General features: G+C 65.8%; 19 protein-coding genes. 9 read left to right on the top strand and 10 right to left on the bottom strand.

All coding sequences use genetic code 11. The features are described from left to right. Positions 1 to 267 precede the first annotated feature (267 nt). The 3 genes from AABF56_RS10230 to AABF56_RS10220 all read right to left on the bottom strand — a co-directional run bounded on the left by AABF56_RS10230 (position 268) and on the right by AABF56_RS10220 (position 2,106). On the bottom strand, positions 268 to 1,149 hold the full coding sequence (locus AABF56_RS10230; protein ID WP_272805838.1) for a 50S ribosomal protein L11 methyltransferase: 882 nt from the start codon (positions 1,147 to 1,149) through the stop codon (positions 268 to 270). 79 nt (positions 1,150 to 1,228) lie between these two features. Next, positions 1,229 to 1,828 (bottom strand): SCO family protein, encoded by a 600-nt coding sequence (locus tag AABF56_RS10225; RefSeq protein WP_272805837.1) that lies wholly within the window; start codon positions 1,826 to 1,828, stop codon positions 1,229 to 1,231. A 119-nt stretch (positions 1,829 to 1,947) separates the two neighbouring features. Further along, on the bottom strand, positions 1,948 to 2,106 hold the full coding sequence (locus AABF56_RS10220) for a hypothetical protein (RefSeq protein WP_272805836.1): 159 nt from the start codon (positions 2,104 to 2,106) through the stop codon (positions 1,948 to 1,950). A gap of 267 nt (positions 2,107 to 2,373) precedes the next feature. Here AABF56_RS10220 and AABF56_RS10215 point away from each other — a divergent pair, with 267 nt between their 5' ends. Both AABF56_RS10215 and AABF56_RS10210 read left to right on the top strand, forming a co-directional pair. After that, positions 2,374 to 2,838, top strand: a complete 465-nt coding sequence (locus AABF56_RS10215) for a chemotaxis protein CheW (protein WP_023514279.1) — start codon at positions 2,374 to 2,376, stop codon at positions 2,836 to 2,838. A gap of 199 nt (positions 2,839 to 3,037) precedes the next feature. Next, positions 3,038 to 3,400, top strand: coding sequence for a hypothetical protein (locus AABF56_RS10210; protein ID WP_244766759.1), 363 nt, complete (start codon positions 3,038 to 3,040; stop codon positions 3,398 to 3,400). Positions 3,401 to 3,456: 56 nt separating this feature from the next. On the opposite strand, the gene AABF56_RS10205 is transcribed toward AABF56_RS10210, so the two are convergent. From AABF56_RS10205 to AABF56_RS10175, 7 genes are all read right to left on the bottom strand, one after another. Then, positions 3,457 to 3,963, bottom strand: a complete 507-nt coding sequence (locus tag AABF56_RS10205; RefSeq protein WP_443021100.1) for a CreA family protein — start codon at positions 3,961 to 3,963, stop codon at positions 3,457 to 3,459. A 92-nt stretch (positions 3,964 to 4,055) separates the two neighbouring features. Then, the gene (locus AABF56_RS10200; protein WP_272805835.1) at positions 4,056 to 4,802 is read right to left on the bottom strand and encodes a copper homeostasis protein CutC; all 747 of its coding nucleotides are present in this window, start codon (positions 4,800 to 4,802) and stop codon (positions 4,056 to 4,058) included. 22 nt (positions 4,803 to 4,824) lie between these two features. After that, complete coding sequence (locus AABF56_RS10195) at positions 4,825 to 5,880, bottom strand: dipeptidase (protein WP_272805834.1); 1,056 nt, start codon at positions 5,878 to 5,880, stop codon at positions 4,825 to 4,827. Between the two features lie 84 nt (positions 5,881 to 5,964). Then, a complete protein-coding gene (gene nagA, locus AABF56_RS10190; RefSeq protein ID WP_272805833.1) occupies positions 5,965 to 7,125 on the bottom strand; it encodes an N-acetylglucosamine-6-phosphate deacetylase in 1,161 nt (386 codons plus the stop codon). Next, positions 7,122 to 8,144 carry an SIS domain-containing protein gene (locus tag AABF56_RS10185; protein WP_272805832.1) on the bottom strand — a complete coding sequence of 341 codons (1,023 nt, stop codon included), beginning with the start codon at positions 8,142 to 8,144 and terminating at the stop codon, positions 7,122 to 7,124. Before AABF56_RS10185 ends, nagA begins: the two co-directional genes overlap by 4 nt. A 20-nt stretch (positions 8,145 to 8,164) precedes the next feature. After that, complete coding sequence (locus tag AABF56_RS10180; protein WP_272805831.1) at positions 8,165 to 8,929, bottom strand: GntR family transcriptional regulator; 765 nt, start codon at positions 8,927 to 8,929, stop codon at positions 8,165 to 8,167. Then, positions 8,926 to 9,813 carry an N-acetylglucosamine kinase gene (locus tag AABF56_RS10175; RefSeq protein WP_272805830.1) on the bottom strand — a complete coding sequence of 296 codons (888 nt, stop codon included), beginning with the start codon at positions 9,811 to 9,813 and terminating at the stop codon, positions 8,926 to 8,928. The genes AABF56_RS10180 and AABF56_RS10175 overlap by 4 nt, the downstream gene beginning before the upstream one ends. Before the next feature lie 197 nt (positions 9,814 to 10,010). On the opposite strand from AABF56_RS10175, the gene AABF56_RS10170 reads away from it, so the two are divergent. From AABF56_RS10170 to AABF56_RS10140, 7 genes are all read left to right on the top strand, one after another. Continuing rightward, positions 10,011 to 10,904 (top strand): N-acetylmuramic acid 6-phosphate etherase, encoded by an 894-nt coding sequence (locus tag AABF56_RS10170; protein ID WP_272805829.1) that lies wholly within the window; start codon positions 10,011 to 10,013, stop codon positions 10,902 to 10,904. Between the two features lie 44 nt (positions 10,905 to 10,948). After that, positions 10,949 to 12,208 carry an ABC transporter substrate-binding protein gene (locus AABF56_RS10165; protein ID WP_244766752.1) on the top strand — a complete coding sequence of 420 codons (1,260 nt, stop codon included), beginning with the start codon at positions 10,949 to 10,951 and terminating at the stop codon, positions 12,206 to 12,208. A 323-nt stretch (positions 12,209 to 12,531) separates the two neighbouring features. Then, positions 12,532 to 13,482, top strand: a complete 951-nt coding sequence (locus tag AABF56_RS10160; RefSeq protein WP_272805828.1) for a carbohydrate ABC transporter permease — start codon at positions 12,532 to 12,534, stop codon at positions 13,480 to 13,482. 15 nt (positions 13,483 to 13,497) lie between these two features. Then, positions 13,498 to 14,337 carry a carbohydrate ABC transporter permease gene (locus tag AABF56_RS10155; protein WP_064330485.1) on the top strand — a complete coding sequence of 280 codons (840 nt, stop codon included), beginning with the start codon at positions 13,498 to 13,500 and terminating at the stop codon, positions 14,335 to 14,337. Beyond that, positions 14,334 to 15,398, top strand: a complete 1,065-nt coding sequence (locus AABF56_RS10150; RefSeq protein ID WP_272805827.1) for a Gfo/Idh/MocA family protein — start codon at positions 14,334 to 14,336, stop codon at positions 15,396 to 15,398. Before AABF56_RS10155 ends, AABF56_RS10150 begins: the two co-directional genes overlap by 4 nt. Before the next feature lie 10 nt (positions 15,399 to 15,408). Next, on the top strand, positions 15,409 to 16,410 hold the full coding sequence (locus AABF56_RS10145) for an ABC transporter ATP-binding protein (RefSeq protein WP_272805826.1): 1,002 nt from the start codon (positions 15,409 to 15,411) through the stop codon (positions 16,408 to 16,410). A gap of 169 nt (positions 16,411 to 16,579) precedes the next feature. Then, the gene (locus AABF56_RS10140) at positions 16,580 to 17,863 is read left to right on the top strand and encodes an efflux RND transporter periplasmic adaptor subunit (protein WP_443021099.1); all 1,284 of its coding nucleotides are present in this window, start codon (positions 16,580 to 16,582) and stop codon (positions 17,861 to 17,863) included. The last annotated feature ends 1 nt before the right edge of the window (position 17,864 follow it).

The raw sequence follows: 17,864 nt of genomic DNA, 5'->3' as shown, positions 1-17,864 counted from the left end.
AGTTCCTCCAGTCCTTCGGATCGCAAAATGAACTGCCGAAAGGCAAAAGACTAGGTGTTCCGATCAGGCGTCTTGCCGGTCACTCCTCCTCCCTCCTCCGGGAAGGCGCTCGGAACACATAGGCCCGCTTGAGCACTCCTCCTCCTCAAGCTCGCGGGCAGGTCGGTTCGCCGGCCCATAGGCGGTGCCTCTGGCACCGCCTTTTCTTTTGCCTGCAATTCTCTGATGTTGAAGCGGGATGTTGCCACCCCGCTTCAAGCCGGTGCGTTACCGGCGATTGTCGAGATGGATCGTCACCCAGCCTTCGCGCCAGATCGTACGCACATGGCGCAGGCCCGCGCCGTTATAGGCGGCAAGCACCTTCCAGCGCTGCGAGGCGAGGATGCCGGACAGGATGACGTCGCCCTGCGGCGCCAACTGGGCGGCGAGCTGCGGCGCCATGCGCATCAGCGGCCGGGCGAGGATGTTGGCGATGATGAGGTCGAAGGGGCCGTGGCGGCCGAAGGCGGTGGAGTGGAAGCCCGGCGCCGTCTCCAGCGTGATGCCGGAGGCGATGCCGTTGAGGCGGACGTTCTCGCGCGCGACGCGGGTGGCGACCGGATCGATATCCGTCGCCAGCACCGTGACCGGGGCAAGCTTGCGCGCGGCGATCGCCAGCACGCCGCTGCCGGTGCCAAGGTCGAGCACGCGCCTGACCTTGCGCACGCGCATCACGTCGGAGATCACCTCCAGGCAGCCCGCCGTCGTGCCGTGATGGCCGGTGCCGAAGGCCTGGCCCGCGTCGATCTCGATGGCGATCTCGCCGGCCCGCACCTTGCCGCGATCATGCGAGCCATGAACGACGAAACGGGCGGCGCGCACGGGCTTCAGGCCCTCCAGCGACTTGGCGATCCAGTCGATGTCGGGAAGCTCCTCGCGCTCGATCGTCGCATCGGGAAACTCGCCGGCAAGCAGCGCGGCGAAACGCGCGTGGATCTCCGCCTCGTCCCTACGGAACATGTAGACGGAGGCTTCCCAGATGTCCTTCTTCTCGTCGATCTCCATCGTCGCGATGGCATAGCCTTCGTCCTCGAAGACGTCGGTCATCAGCGAGAGGGCGATCTCGGCCCGCTTCTCGGTCGTGGTGATGTAGAGGCGGATTTCGCTCACGGCTCGGGGTCCCTGTTGTTTCAGGCCCGCCTAGCATGTCCGAAAGCCGAGGGCAAAGGCGGATCGCCCGCCGGCAGCCTTATCCCTTGATCAGGTTGGCGAGCTTCTGCTCGGCGACCTCGGGGTTCTCGCCGTAGGCGATGGTGCCGACGAATCGTCCGGTCGCGTCGAGCAGGAAGACGGAGGCCGTGTGGTCCATCGTGTAGTCCCCGCCGGGCTTCTCTTCGTCGAGCGGCACCTTGCGATAGTAGACGCGGTAGCCCTTGACCATGTCCAGCACCTTGTCCACCGGGCCGGAAATGCCGGTGATGCGCTTGGAGACGTTGCCGACATACTGGCCGATCAGCTCAGGCGTGTCGCGCTCGGGATCGACGGTGACGAAATAGGCCTGCAGCTTCGAGCCGTCGGGATCGACCTTGGTAAGCCAGCCGTTCATCTCGAACAGCGTCGTCGGGCAGACTTCCGGGCAATGGGTGAAGCCGAAGAAGAGGGCGGTGGGCTTGCCGGTGAAGGCCTTTTCGGTGATCGGCTTGCCATCCTGCGCGACGAGCTCGAAGGGCACGCCGAACGGGCCGCCCGCGACCTCTTCCTTCGTCCTGGTCATTTCCAGCGTCAGCCAGCCGAGCAGGGCCGCGACGAGCGCGACGGCGATCCACAGTACGAGGCGCAGGGTCTTCATGGCAGTCCTTCGATAAGCAAGGTCCGAGGTCTGCCGGTGTCATAGTCCTTCGGCCGGACGCGCGCAAACGGGCCAATTGCCGCAATGCGAAGCGGGATCGGCGTCTCGCGGAATTGTGATCAGAAGCACCAAGCCATGCCGGATTCGGCAAGGCTGAGGAAGATCGCCGTGCCATGCTCCACCCAGCCGGCAAAGGCGGCGGTGGCGGCCATCACGCCGAGGCCGAGCACGATGAGCGCGGCGGGCAGGGCGGTGTATCGGCGGGCGGTCTTGTCCATGGGGGCAAGTATAGACCGGAACCGCGGGATTTCAAAACGGCCCGGACTGCCGTAACGGAAGGTGTTCCGGAGCCCGGTATTTCATCAAAAGTTGCTGAAATACCAGTTTCCGGTGCCGTTCCTTAGCCATTGTTTAATCTCTCTTTGCCACTTTCGGACAACGCGCAAAGGGCCGGTCAGACCCGCTGGACATGATGTCCGCCGTGCGCCGGAGACGGCGTGCAGCGCATTCCAACAAGTCCATCGTCGATTGGAAAGAGCCTCACCATGTCCAACGCCCTGAAGCAGTCCGGCGCCTATCTCGAAATCGTCTCCTTCCATCTCGGGGAGCAGGAATTCTGCATCGACATCATGGCCATCCGCGAAATCCGCGGCTGGGCGCCGGTGACGCCGATGCCGCACACGCCGCCCTATGTGCTCGGGCTCATCAACCTGCGCGGCGCGGTGATCCCGGTCATCGACATGGCCTGTCGTCTCGGCATGAAGATGACGGAGCCGTCCGAGCGCTCGGCGATCATCGTCACGGACATTGCCGGCAAGCTCGTCGGCCTGCTCGTCGAGCAGGTTTCCGACATGATGACCATCAAGAGCGAAGCCCTCCAGCCGGCGCCGGAAATCATCCCGGAAGCCCAGCGCGCCTTCTGCCGCGGCATCGTCGCGCTGGAGAAGTCGATGGTCTGCTTCCTCAACCTCGACACCGTCATCGCCGACGAGCTCGCCCAGGCCGCCTGATCGCGGCGGCGGGAACCTTCGGATTTCAGGCGCCCGGCCGGCTTGCGGCGGGGTGCCTTCTGCCGTTTGACGCCATCTGCAGTATAGTATCCTAAATTAACATTTAATAATGCGCGGTTTCGCGGCGATTTATCAGGAACCATGCGAAGCCCGCATCGTTTCCTCCATGCTTCCCATAGAGAAAACATGGAGAATTCTTATGAAGAAGACCGTTACCATTGCCCTTGCTTCGCTTCTTGTCGCCGCGCCGGCGGCGGGCATCGCCTATGCCCAGGATGCCACGGTGCCCATGACCTCGGACAGCATGTCCACGGGCTCGATCAGCGCGGACAATGTGAATGTCGTCACGCTGTCCTCGCTGGAGGCTGACGACAGCAAGCGCGGCGAAGCCGAGCGCCTGAGCCTCAAGGCCAACGACCCGATCACGATGGAAAAGGTCCAGGCCGAGCTTCAGGGCGAGCCGGGCCTTGCCGAAGCACTGGCGTCCAAGAACGTCCAGCTGCAGAACGTCATCGAGATCCAGACATCGGGTGATGGCGGCAAGGTTGTCTACGTCAAGTAAACCGCTGCCCCATCAATGGAAACGCCCCGGACCTCTTCAGGTGCCGGGGCGTTTTTTCAGGGTTTGCCGTTGGTCCAGGTGACCGTCTCGCCATAGAGCGGCACGGTGGAGATCGACATCTTCGCCGATCCTTCCGTCAGTTCGCGCGAATGGGCGAGATAGATCAGCGTGTCGTTCTTCCTGTCGTAGATGCGCGTGACGATCAGCGACTTCCAGATCAGCGACAGGCCGGACTTGAAGACCTCCTCGCCGCTGCGGTCGAGATCGATGTCGCCGATGGTGATGGGACCGGTCTGCTGGCAGGAGATGGCGTTGTTCGAGGGGTCCTCGAACCAGTTGCCCTTCTTCAGCCGGTCGATGACGCTGCGGTCGAAATAGGTGACGTGGCAGGTGACGCCGGACACCTCCGGATCGGTCACCGCGTCGATGTAGATGTCGTTGCCGATCCAGTCGACGCCGACCTTGCCGACCGTCTCGGCAGCGGCGGGCAGGGCGGCAAGCGCCATCAGGCCGGCGGCGATGGCCGTGCGGAGGCGGGGGGCGGCAGAAATCGTCAGCGGCATGGCAGGTCTCCTTGTTCCGTGTTCAACGTAAGGAGGCGCGGCCCGCTTGCAAGCCGGCCCTTGAAGCAATTTCGCTTTTGCCGCACTTGTTCTCACGATTTTGCCGCGGCGATGGTGGCGCGCACCGCGTCCCCGTTGGTCAGCGTCACCTCGTATTCCCGGTCCTTCTCGGTGCCGCCCATGCCGACATGCGGGTTGCGGAAGGCCATGCCGCTGGGCACGGTCTTCAGCGCGGCGAAGTGCAGCTCGGTGAGATTGGCGCCGTCGCGGACCTTTCGGATGTTGTCCGCATCGAGCGCGCCGCAGCCCATGATGACGATGCGGCCGGCGGCCTGTTCGTTGGCGGCCTTGAGGATGGCAAGGCCCTCCAGCGCGGTGTCGCGCTGGCCGGAGGTCAGCACGCGGTCGACGCCGCAGCGGATGAGCGCCTCCAGCGCCTCGCCGGCATCGGCCGTCATGTCGAAGGCGCGGTGGCAGGTGACGGACATCGGCCGGGCGGCCTCGACCAGCCGCTTCGTGCGCGCCTCGTCGATCCTGCCGTCGGGCGTCAGGCAGCCGATGACGACGCCGGAAACGCCTTCGTCCCTAAGGGCGATGACGTCCTCCACCATCGTCTCGAATTCCGTCTGCGAATAGAGGAAGTCGCCGCCGCGCGGGCGGATGATGACATGGACGGGGATCCTGGCCGCCTTCACCGCGGCGCGGATCGTCGCAAGGCTCGGCGTCAGGCCGCCCTCCACCAGGCTGGCGCAGAGTTCCACGCGGTCGGCGCCGGCGTCCTGGGCGGCGATGAAACCGTCGATGCCTTCGACGCAGAGTTCGATGAGGGGCTTGGCCATGATGTCCTTCCGGTTGTTCTGGTCAGGCTTCGCGCCAGACGGTCTTGAGGAGCCGCAGCCAGTTTTCCCGGCAGAGCTTTGCGAGGTCGTCCTCGCTGTAGCCGGCCTGGCGCAGCGCCTCGACGAGCGCCTGGCTGCCGGCGGCGTCGTGGATCGCGCCGGGAATGGTCGCGCCGTCGAAATCCGAGCCGAGCGCCACGCAGTCGATGCCCATGCGCTCCACCATGTGGTCGATGTGGCGCACCATGTCGGAAAGCGGCGTTTCGGGGTTTTCGAGGCCGTCGGCCCTCAGCATGGTCGTGGCGTAGTTGAGGCCGGCAATGCCCTTGCGCTCGCGGATCGCGTCGAGCTGGCGGTCGGTGAGGTTGCGCGAGATCGGCGTCAGGGCGTGGGCGTTGGAATGGGTGGCGACGAGCGGCTGCGTGCTTTCGCGTGCCACGTCCCAAAAACCCTGTTCGGTGATGTGGGCGAGGTCGATCATGATGCCGAGCCGGTCGCAGGCCTTCACCAGTTCGACGCCGGCCGCCGTCAGGCCCGGGCCGGTATCGGGCGAGGAGGGATAGGCGAAGGGCACGCCATGGCCGAACAGGTTGTGGCGGCTCCAGACGGGGCCGAGCGAGCGCAGGCCTTTGTCATGGAAGCTTTCGAGGTTCGACAGGTCCTCGGCGATCGGCTCGCAGCCCTCGATATGGAGCACGGCTGCAAAACGGCCGGCATCCATGGCCGCGCGGATCGCCGCCGTGGAGCGGCAGATCGAAAGGCCGCCGGCCTGTTCCAGCCGGGCGGCGATGTCGGCCATGTCGAGCGCGATCTTCAGTGCGTCGGCATGCTCGCGCGGCCCGACCATCGGGATGTTGTAGTGGCCGTTCTCGTCGACCTCGCGCGGCGGATAGTCCTCCACCGGCGGGATGAACATGGCGCAGAAGCCGCCGGCAAGGCCGCCCTTCTTCGCGCGCGGGGCGTCGATATGGCCCTGGTCCGTTCCGTCGATGAATTCGGCGATCGGGTCGGCGTCCTTGCGGGCATTCTCCCACAGGCGAAGCAGGACGTCGTTGTGGCCGTCGAAGATCAATTGCATGGGGCGCTCCCGGATCGATACGTCAGATCATCCGACGGGGTAGAGCCGATTCCGCCGCGGCTCGCAAGAACCGCAGCGGAGGCATCAGGCGGCGAAGACCGGCGTGCCGGCGATCCAGGTGGAGAGGACGTCGATATTGCCGTCGATGACGGCGATGTCGGCGTCGTGGCCGTGGGTGAGACGGCCCTTGCGGCCGGTCATGCCGATCGCCTCGGCCGGGTAGAGCGAGGCCATGCGCAACGCCTCCTCCAGGTCGAGGCCGACATGGTCGCGCATGAAGCGGATGCAGGAGGCCATGTCGATATCGGCGCCGGCGAGCGTGCCGTCGGCCAGCGTCAGGCGCCCGCCTTCGCGAAAAATCTCGCGGCCGTTGAGGAAGAAGCTCGTCATGTCGGTGCCGATGGTCGACATTGCGTCGGTGACGAGGAAGATCCGGCCGGGGCCGCGCTTGGCCCTCAGGGCCACGCCGATGGAGGCCGGATCGACATGGAAGCCGTCGGCGATCAGGCCGGCATTGAGATGGCCGAGATCGAGCGCCGCGCCGACCATGCCGGGCTCGCGGTGGCCGAGCGGGCTCATGGCGTTGAAGAGATGGGTCATCATGCCGGCGCCGGCCTCGACGGCGGCGGCGGCGGTCCTGTAGCTGCAATCCGAATGGCCGAGGCTGACGGTGACGCCCGCCGCATGGAGCGCGGCGATCTGGTCGTTGGTGGCGTTTTCCGGTGCCAGCGTCATCAGGAGGGCATCGAGGCCCTTTCGCGCCGCGACGGTGCGGGCGAGGTCGTCGTCTTCCATCGGGCGGATGAGGTTCGGGTCGTGCGCGCCCTTGCGGGCGACCGAAAGATGCGGGCCTTCGAGATGGAGGCCGAGGAAGCCCGGCACCTTCGCCTGCTGCGCCGCAAGGCCGGCGGCGATGGTTTCCGTCGTCACCTGAACATTGTCGGTGATCAGCGTCGGCAGGAGGGCCGTCGTGCCGAAGCGGGCATGGGCGGCGCAGATCGTGCGGATGCCTTCGAGGTCCGGCCGCTCGTTGAGCAGAACGCCGCCGCCGCCATTGACCTGCAGGTCGATGAAGCCGGGAACGAGCGACAGCCCGTCCATCGGCACGGCGCGGGCGTCGGCCGGCACATCGCGAAGGGGCGCGATGGCCGCGACCTTGCCGTCCGCGATCAGCAGCGCGCTGTCCTCGTGCCACAGATCGCCGTCGAAAATGCGGGCGCCGGTAAGGGCGGTGAGCGCTGTCATCGGGTTTCCGTCACTTTCTTCAGGTTGACCGGCTTGTCGGGATCGAGGCCCTTGCCGCGCGACCAGGCCTCGACGAAGCCGTAGAACGGCACGATGAGGGCGAGCGCATCGGTGATCGGATGGCCGGTGGCGACGAAGGGGAGCTTTCGCGCGCTTTTTGCGCCGGCGGCGGTGACGCAGGCATAGGCGCCGCGGTCGGCGAGGCTGTCGGCCATGCCGGTGACCGAGGCTTCCGCCGCGTCGCGTGCGGCAAGCGCGATGACCGGGAAGGACGGGCCGACGAGGGCGACCGGGCCGTGCAGCACTTCGGCGGAGGAATAGGCCTCGGCGTGCATGCCGGAGGTTTCCTTGAACTTCAGCGCCGCCTCGCTGGCGATCGCAAGGCCCGGGCCGCGGCCGAGCACGTAGAGCGACTGGGCATCCTTGAGGTCGCCGGCAAGGTCGGACCAGTCGAGCGCGACGGCCTTCGCGAACTGTTCCGGCAGGGTCTTCACGGCGCGGTCGAGGTCGGAATCGCCCGTCCATTCGGCGAGCACGGCAAGGCCGGCGACGATGGAGTTGACGTAGGATTTCGTCGCGGCGACGGAAAGTTCCGGGCCGGCGGAGAGGTCGAGCGAGTGCGCGCAGGCATCCGCCAGCGGCGAGGGCAGGGTGTTGGTGAGCGCGATGGAGATCGCGCCGCCCTTGGTCGCGCCGTCGGCCATGGCGACGATGTCGGGGCTCTTGCCGGACTGGGAGATGGCGATGGCGGCCGCGCCGCCGAGCTTCAGCTTCGCGCCGTAGATGGAGGCGAGCGACGGGCCGAGCGAGGCGACGGGCCGGCCGGCGGTGAGCTCGATCGCATATTTCAGGAAGAGCGCGGCATGATCGGAGGAGCCGCGGGCGACGGTGACGAAGAACTGCGGATCACGCTCCCGGAGCGCCTTGCCGGCCGCCGTGACGGCGCTGGCGGAATTTTCGAGCAGCCGCGCCGCCGCTTCCGGGATTTCGTTGATCTCTTTGCGCATGTTGGTCTGCATGGAATTGCCTTTGCGGTTGGTCACGTCTCGGAAAGCGTCAGTTCGGCGACGAAATCGTAGGCATCGCCGCGATAGATGGAGCGGGTGAACTCGACCACCCGGCCGGAGCGCAGATAGGACACCCGCTCGATGGAAAGCCCGGCGGAGCCGGCGGGCACGCCGAGCATGGCCGCGTCCGGATCCTTCATGTTGTAGGCGGAGATGCGCTGCACGGCGCGCACCGGCCGGCAGCCGCGTTTTTCCAGCGCGGCATAGAGCGAGGTCGTGACCTGCATCGGATCCGGCAGGAATTCCGCCGAGATGCAGGCGCGCTCGATGGCGAGCGGCATGTCGTCGGCGACGCGCAGGCGTCCGAGCCGCGCGACGAGGGCGTCGGCAGGAAGGCCGAGCATCATCATCTCGTCCGGCGAGGGGTGGAACAGGCCGCGGTCCAGCCATTCGGCGCGGGTGACGAGGCCGCGCCGGGCCATGTCCTCGGTAAAGGAGGTGAGGCGGGAGAGCGACTGCTGTACCTTGGCGACTGGCTTGGCGACGAAGGTGCCGGAGCCGTGGCGGCGTACCAGCAGGCCGTCCTTGACGAGGTCGTCGACGGCCTTGCGCACGGTGACGCGGCTGACATTGGCGTGGTCGGCAAGGTCGCGCTCGGCGGGCAGGGCGTCGCCGTAGTTCAGCTTGCCCGAGGTGATCGCCTCCTCCAGCATCTGGCGCAGCTTGATATAGAGCGGGCCGGGCACGCCCGACTGCAGGCTTTCCGGCGTGAGGATCGCGGCAAGGGGCGTGGTCATGCGGCAGCTCCCGTTCGCTCTCTGTAACCCTTGGCGGCCAGCGCCACGGCGCCGGTCAGGGCGTCCGCCTCGGCCTCCACCAGGATCGCGCGGTGATGCTCGGAGAGCCATTGCGGATAGAGCGGGGCAAGGCCGCCGAGCAGGCAGAGCCGCGGCGCGCCGGCCAGCGCCATGATGGCGTCGAGGGATTCGTTGACGCTTGCCGCCCCCGCCGTGACGATGGCGATCGCCTGCGGGTCGCCCTCCTTCGCGCGGGTGAAGACGAGGGGGGCATAGCGGCCGAAATCGCCGGGCTTGGAGAGGCGGGCGAATTCGACGATGCCGCGCGGATCGTGCTTGAACTCGTCGAGAATGGCATCCGTGAGGCCCGAGCGCGGATGCACGCCGTCATGGGCGAGCAGCGCTTCCTGGAGCGCCGCGTGGCCGATGCGCGCGCCGCCGCCGAGGTCGCCGACGGTAAAGCCCCAGCCGCCGACATAGCGGACCACGTCGTTCTTGCGCCCCATATAGATGGAGCCGGTGCCGAGGATCGCGACGGCCCCGTCCGTATCGCCGATCGCGCCCTGCAGGGCGATCAGGCCGTCGGAATCGATGTCCGTATGGCGGAAGGGGAGGCGGTCGTGCACGTAGCGGGTGAGATCGCCGACATTGGTGCCGGCAAGGCCGAGGAAGGCGGAGGCGCCATCGACGCCGGCCTCGTCGAGCCCGGCGTCGCGATAGGCGGCCCTGGCCGCTTCCGTGATGGAGATGATCGCATTGTTGGGATCGGTGAGGATATTGGCCGCGCCGCTCTTGCCGCGCCCCAGGATGGTGCCGTCCGGGCGTGCGACCGCCGCGCGGCAACTCGTCCCCCCGCCGTCGATACCGAGAATAAGGTCTGTCATGGGCACCTCCGAGCACAACGATACCAAAAAAATACCATTAACCAAGGGGTATGGTGATGTCGAAAATAAGCTTTCGTTTAAACTACTGCTTTTAAATGATAAAAATATTTGAGATCAAAAAAGTGGTCTCAAAAATTAATTTCCTATGGACAATTGGTATTTTTTTGGCATTAATTCCGGCCAGAGGAGACACGGCGATGGCTGCAGGCAGGACAGAAGGCAGACACGATCAGGCAAGCGGGCTGGACGAGCGTCAGCCCGTGGATGTGCTGAAAGTGCTTGCGGATGCCCAGAAGGTCGCGGCCGGCGCCGTCGATGCGGCGCTTGCCGATATCGCCACTGCCGCCCGTCTTGCGGCCGATGCGCTTCTGTCTGGCGGACGCCTCGTCTATGTGGGCGCCGGCAGCTCCGGCCTGATGGCCATGGCCGACGCGCTCGAACTTCCCGGCACCTACGGCATTTCCCGCGATCGCATCGTCATCCTGCTCGCCGGCGGGGCTGCGAGCCTCGAAGACCTGGCGGGCGGCTACGAAGACGACCGCGCGCTCGCCGTCGGCGACGCCGCGGCGGCAGGCATCGGCGCGCGCGACTGCGTGGTCGCCGTTTCGGCGAGCGGCAGCACGCCCTATGTGCTGGCGATCGCATCCCATGCGAAGGAGAAGGGCGCCCGGGTCGTGGCGCTCGCCAACAATCCCGGCGCCGCGCTGTTCGAGGGGGCCGATGTCGCGATCCTGCTCGAAACGCCGCCGGAGGTCATTTCCGGCTCGACGCGCATGGGCGCCGGCACGGCGCAGAAGATCGCCTTCAACATGTTTTCGACGCTCGTCGGCGTGCATCTCGGCCATGTGCACGATGGCCACATGGTCAATCTCAAGGCCGACAACATCAAACTGAGAGGACGTGCCTGCCGCATCGTCTCCGACATTTCCGGTGTCGGGCTCGACGAGGCGGAACGCCTCCTTCAGCGCTCCGAAGGCTCGGTCAAGACGGCCGTGCTGCTCGCTGCGGGGGCGCGGGATGCCGGCGCGGCCGAGGCGGCGCTGGACCGCGCGGGGCAGAGCCTCCGGCGCGCCCTGAAAACCCTTGGATAAACTGGTCTCAAAACGCGCCGCGGCGCATAAAAGGGGAGAATGAAATGACACGCACCGCAATCAAAGGCCTGTTGCTCGCCACGAGCATCCTCGGCACGGCCGGGCTTGCCCAGGCGCAGGACGTCACGCTGACGGTCGAAAGCTGGCGCAACGACGACCTGTCCATCTGGCAGGAAAAGATCATCCCGGCCTTCGAAGCCAAGAATCCCGGCATCAAGGTCGTCTTCTCGCCGACCGCGCCGACCGAATACAACGCCGCGCTGAACGCCAAGCTCGACGCCGGCTCGGCCGGCGACCTCATCACCTGCCGTCCGTTCGACGCCTCGCTCGAACTCTTCAACAAGGGGCACCTTGCCGGCCTGAACGACCTGCCGGGCATGGAGAACTTCTCCGACGTCGCCAAGTCCGCCTGGACGACGGACGACGGCGCGACGACCTTCTGCGTGCCGATGGCCTCGGTCATCCACGGCTTCATCTACAACAAGGACGCTTTCGACCAGCTCGGCATCGCCGTTCCGGCGACGGAAGCCGAATTCTTCGCCGCGCTCGACAAGATCAAGGAAGAGGGCAGCTACATCCCGATGGCCATGGGCACGAAGGACCTCTGGGAGGCCGCGACCATGGGCTACCAGAACATCGGCCCGACCTACTGGAAGGGTGAGGAAGGCCGCAAGGCGCTGATCGCCGGCACGCAGAAGCTGACCGACGACGCCTGGGTCGAGCCTTACCGCGTTCTCGCCAAGTGGAAGGACTATCTCGGCGACGGTTTCGAAGCCCAGACCTATCCGGACAGCCAGAACCTCTTCACGCTCGGCCGCGCTGCCATCTACCCGGCCGGCTCTTGGGAAATCGGCCTGTTCAACACGCAGGCGCAGTTCAAGATGGGCGCGTTCCCGCCGCCGGTGAAGAATGCCGGCGACACCTGCTACATCTCGGACCACAACGACATCGGCATCGGCCTCAACGCCAAGAGCGGCAATGCAGAGGCCGCCAAGACGTTCCTGAGCTTCGTCGCCTCGCCGGAATTTGCCGACATCTACGCCAACTCGCTGCCGGGCTTCTTCAGCCTGAACTCGACGGCCGTGAAGATGAACGACCCGCTGGCGCAGGAATTCGTCTCCTGGCGCGAGAAGTGCCAGCCGACGATCCGCTCGACCTACCAGATCCTGTCGCGCGGCACGCCGAACCTCGAAAACGAGACCTGGACCGAATCGGCCAACGTCATCAACGGCACGGACACGCCTGAGGTGGCCGGCGAGAAGCTCCAGAAGGGCCTCGACAGCTGGTACAAGCCGGCTAACTAAGACCGGGACAAAATAGATGTGCGGGGAGGGGGATGCCCCTCACCCCAGCCCTCTCCCCGCAAGCGGGGAGAGGGGACCGAGACGTTGCGGCAAGTCTCCTTCTCCCCGCTTGCGGGGAGAAGGGTGGCCGGCAGGCCGGATGAGGGGCTGGGTGCCCCCGATCTTTCCGAAGATGGATAGGTCAGGACGCCGCAAGGCAAAATCGGGGAGCGACCCCGGCACTATCGTGTATGCTGAATTTGTCATGTGCGGCACAACCGGCCGCGCAACGCGTCCGTGCATGCGGACCTAACCAACAACAACCGGACGGGGCACGCTGGGCCATGAGCGACATACCTTCTTCCCATGAGGCAACGGGGCCGATCAGGCGGCCAAGGCGCTGGCATATCGGCGTTTTCCTGCTGCCGGCCTTCATCGTTTATTCGGCGGTCATGATCCTGCCGCTCATCGAGACGCTGCGCCTGTCGCTGTTCAACACGGTGGACGGCCAGCCGGCCTTCGTCGGCCTCGGCAACTTCAAGGTGCTGTTCGGCGACGAGCGCTGGGCGGCCGATTTCTGGAACGCGCTGAAGAACAACGTCATCTTCTTCATCATCCACATGCTGGTGCAGAACCCGATCGGGGTGGCGCTCGCGGCCATGCTGTCGATTCCGAAGCTGCGCTTTGCCGCCTTCTACCGCACGGCGATCTTCCTGCCGACGCTGCTGTCCTTCGTGATCGTCGGCTTCATCTGGAAGCTGATCCTCTCGCCGATCTGGGGCGTCTCGCCCTACCTGATGGATCTGGTCGGCCTGAAGTCCTTCTTCTCGCCCTGGCTCGGCAAGCCGGGTTCGGCGCTGATCGCCGTGTCGCTGATCTCGGTCTGGCAATATGTCGGCATTCCGATGATGCTGATCTATGCGGCGCTGCTCAACATCCCGGAAGAGGTGATCGAGGCGGCCGAATGCGACGGCGTTACCGGCTGGAGCCAGTTCTGGAAGATCAAGCTGCCGCTGATCCTGCCCGCCATCGGCATCATCTCGATCCTCACCTTCGTCGGCAACTTCAACGCCTTCGACCTCGTCTACACCGTGCAGGGGGCGCTTGCCGGGCCTGACAAGTCCACCGACATCCTCGGCACGCTGCTCTACCGCACCTTCTTCGGCTTCCAGCTCCAGCTCGGTGACCGCTCGATGGGCGCGACGATCGCGACGGTCATGTTCCTCATCATCCTCGCCGGCGTCTCGCTCTATCTCTTCGCCATCCAGCGGCGCATGCGTCGCTACCAGTTCTGATCGGGAGGGCCGGACATGTCCAAAGCACGCACTTCGCTGACCCGCACGTCGCTCGTCCACCTGGCGCTGATCGGCTATGCGATCATCTCGGTCTTCCCGGTGTTCCTGACGCTCATCAACTCGATGAAGGACCGCAACGCCATCTTCCGCAACCCGATGCAGCTTCCGACGCCGGAGACCTTCGACCTCGTCGGCTATACGACGGTGCTGGGGCAGGGGGATTTCGCGACCTACTTCCAGAACAGCTTCATCGTCACGGTGGCCTCCATCGCGCTGGTGCTGCTGTTCGGCGCCATGGCCGCCTTCGCGCTCTCGGAATACCGCTTCCGCGGCAACACGCTGATGGGCCTCTACCTTGCCATCGGCATCATGATCCCGATCCGTCTCGGCACGGTGGCGATCCTGCAGGGCATGGTGGCGACGGGGCTGGTCAACACGCTGACGGCGCTGGTCCTCGTCTATACCGCGCAGGGCATCCCGCTCGCCGTCTTCATCCTCTCCGAGTTCATGCGGACCGTCTCCGACGACCTCAAGAATGCCGGACGCATCGACGGCCTTTCGGAATATGCGATCTTCTTCCGCCTCGTCCTGCCGCTCGTCAGGCCGGCCATGGCGACGGTCGCGGTCTTCACCATGATCCCGATCTGGAACGACCTGTGGTTCCCGCTGATCCTGGCGCCGAGCGAGGCGACCAAGACGGTGACGCTGGGCTCGCAGATCTTCATCGGCCAGTTTGTCACCAACTGGAATGCAGTGCTCGCCGCGCTCTCGCTCGCGATCCTGCCCGTCCTCATCCTCTACTTCATCTTCTCGCGGCAGCTGATCCGCGGCATCACCTCGGGAGCAGTCAAGTGAGTTCTGCCACGTCCCCCATCCGCGTCCTGTCCGCCGGCCTCGGCAATATGGGCCGCAGCCATGCGCTCGCCTACCATGAGAATCCGGGCTTTGAGATCATCGGCCTCGTCAACCGCTCGAAGGTTCCCGTCCCGGCCGGGCTGGAAGGCTACGAGATCCATCCGTCCTTCCCGGAGGCGCTGCGCGAATTGCAGCCGGAGCTCTGCTCGATCAATACCTATTCGGACAGCCATGCCGAATATGCGATCGCCGCGATGGAAGCGGGCGCCCATGTCTTCCTCGAAAAGCCGCTGGCGACGACCGTGGCGGATGCCGAGCGGGTGGTGGCCTGCGCGAAGGCGAACGGCCGCAAGCTCGTCGTCGGCTACATCCTGCGCCACCATCCTTCCTGGATGCGGCTCATCGAGGAAGCGCGCAAGCTCGGCGGGCCCTACGTCTTCCGCATGAACCTGAACCAGCAGTCGAGCGGGCCGACCTGGGCGACCCACAAGGCGCTGATGCAGACGACGCCGCCGATCGTCGACTGCGGCGTGCACTATGTCGACGTGATGTGCCAGATCACCGACGCCAAGCCGGTCGAGGTGCGCGGCATGGGCCTGCGCCTCTCCGACGAGATCGCGCCGGACATGTACAATTACGGCCATCTCCAGGTGCTCTTCGACGACGGTTCGCTCGGCTGGTACGAGGCGGGCTGGGGGCCGATGATCTCGGAAACGGCCTTCTTCGTGAAGGACGTCATGTCGCCGAACGGCTCCGTCTCGATTGTCATGGACCCGAACGCCAAGTCGGACGACATCGACACCCACACCAAGACGGCGGTCATCCGCCTGCACAACGCGGCCACCGGCCCGGACGGCAGGTTCCTGTCGCCGGACGAGGACCTGAAGATGGCCGGCGAGCCCGGCCACCAGGAACTGTGCGACCGCGAGCAGGCCTATGTGCTGAAGGCGATCCGCGAGGACATCGACCTCACCCGGCACATGGACGACGCGGTGCAGTCGCTGAGGATCTGCCTGGCGGCCGATGAAAGTGTCAGAACCGGCCAACCGGTCAAGCTCTAAGGGGATATCAGTGGGCTCTCTTCAACTCAAATCCGTACGCAAGTCCTTCGGCAATGTCGACGTGATCAAGGGCATCGACCTCGACGTGAAGGACGGCGAATTCGTCATCTTCGTCGGCCCCTCGGGCTGCGGCAAGTCCACGCTGCTGCGCATCATCGCCGGCCTCGAGGATGCGACCTCCGGCTCGATCACCATCGATGGCACGGAAGTCGTGACCGTGCCGCCGGCAAAGCGCGGCATCGCCATGGTGTTCCAGTCCTACGCGCTCTATCCGCACCTGACGGTCAAGGACAATATGGGCCTCGGCCTCAAGCAGGCGGGCGCCCCGAGGGACGAAATCGAAAAGCGCGTCGCCAAGGCCTCGGGCATGCTGTCGCTGGAAAAGTACCTCGCCCGTCGCCCGGCGGAACTGTCCGGGGGGCAGCGCCAGCGCGTCGCCATCGGCCGCGCCATCGTGCGCGAGCCGAAGCTGTTCCTGTTCGACGAGCCGCTGTCCAACCTCGATGCGGCGCTGCGCGTCAACACCCGCCTCGAAATCGCCCGGCTGCACCGCGAGCTGAAGGCCACCATGATCTACGTCACGCACGACCAGGTCGAGGCGATGACGCTGGCGGACAAGATCGTGGTGCTGGATGCGGGCGTCATCCAGCAGGTCGGCTCGCCGATGGAGCTCTACAACCGGCCGGCCAACCTCTTCGTCGCCGGCTTCATCGGTTCCCCGGGCATGAACTTCATCGATGCGGGGCGCCTCGGCGCCTCCGACGCCAAGACCATCGGCGTGCGTCCGGAGCACATCACGCTGTCGCGCGAGAGCGGCGACTGGCAGGCGAAGGCCGTGCATGTCGAGCATCTCGGCGCCGATACCATCGTCTATCTGGAATCGGAGAAGGTCGGGGCCTTCACCGTCCGCCTGTTCGGGGAGCACCACTATCAACCGGACGATGTGGTCTTCGCCACGCCGGCGAAAAACCAGCTGCATCGTTTCGATGCAAATGGTCGTGCCATACGATGAGGACCCTCATCACAAGTCCGTGATTGGCGCCGCGGCAGCGATTGTCAAACGTCAGAAACTAACATACAGCGTTGTTTGTATGTTGCGATGCGGTGGTCCTGCGATCACCGCATCTTCACGTTTTCAGGACCCTGCCGCGCTTCGGGCGGCACCGCTTATGGAAGAACCCATGCGTTTCACGAGACCGATTTCGATTGCGACCTTCGGCGCCCTTCTGATTCTCGCCGGCTGTCAGGACGAGCAGGCGCCGCAGGGCGGCTTTGCGTTTCCGCCGCCGCAGGTGGCCGTCGTCGCCGTGAAGACGGAAGACGTGCCGATCACCAACGACCTTCCCGGCCGTATCGCGGCAACGCGCACGGCCGAGGTCCGCCCGCGGGCGACCGGCATCGTCATCGAACGCATCTTCGAGCAGGGCTCGCAGGTCAAGGAAGGCGACGTGCTCTACCGCATCGATCCCGCGCCGTTCCAGGTGCAGGTCGACAGCGCCGAGGCGACGCTGCGCCGTGCCAAGGCCGTCCAGGCCCAGGCGCGGAACACGGCCGAGCGTCAGGAGCAGCTGCGCAAGTCGAACGTCGCCTCCGCGCAGACCTACGACGACGCCGTCGCCCAGCTGGCGCAGGCGGATGCCGATGTCGCGATCGCCGAGGCGAGCCTTGCGACCGCGAAGCTCAATCTCGAATATACCGAGGTCAAGGCGCCGATCAGCGGCCGCATCGGCCGCGCGCTCATCACCGAGGGCGCTCTGGTGTCGGCGAACGGCACGGAGAACCTCGCGACGATCCAGCAGCTCGATCCGGTCTATGCCGACTTCACCCAGTCGGCGACCGATCTCATGCGCCTGCGCAAGGCGCTGGAGGACGGCGACCTGATGGCCGACAACAATTCCGCCGACGTCAAGCTGGTGCTGGACGACGGCTCGGCCTATCCGCATCCGGGCAAGCTCTTGTTCTCCGAGGCCGCCGTCGACGAGACGACCGGCCAGGTGACGCTGCGCGGCGAATTCCCGAACCCGGACGGCGACCTCCTGCCGGGCATGTATGTGCGCGTGCAGATCGAGCAGGGCATCGAGAAGAATGCCGTGCTCGTGCCGCAGCAGGCCGTCCAGCGCGACTCGTCGGGCAGCGCGCTCGTCTATGTCGTCTCCGCCGACAACAAGGCCGGCACCCGCAGCGTCCGCGTCGGCCGCGCGGCCGGCACGCGCTGGGTCATCACCGATGGCCTGAAGGATGGCGAGAAGATCATCGTCGAAGGCTTCCAGAAGGTTCAGCCGGGCGGTGAAGTCATTCCGGCGGAATGGAACCCGGGCGCGGTCGCCGGCGCCCAGCAGCCGGCTGCCGAAGGCGGCGCGGCCCAGGCGGGCGACGCCGCCACCACGGAGGGCGCTGCCCAGACCGGCGAGACCGGCAAGGCCGAAGGCGGCGACGACGCCGCCAAGGCCGAGCAGGCAAAGTAAG

The organism is Shinella sp. WSC3-e (assembly GCF_945994535.1).
Lineage (GTDB): Bacteria > Pseudomonadota > Alphaproteobacteria > Rhizobiales > Rhizobiaceae > Shinella > Shinella yambaruensis.
Note: the sequence above shows the minus strand (reverse complement) of the source record. Positions and strands in the feature narration are given on the sequence as shown.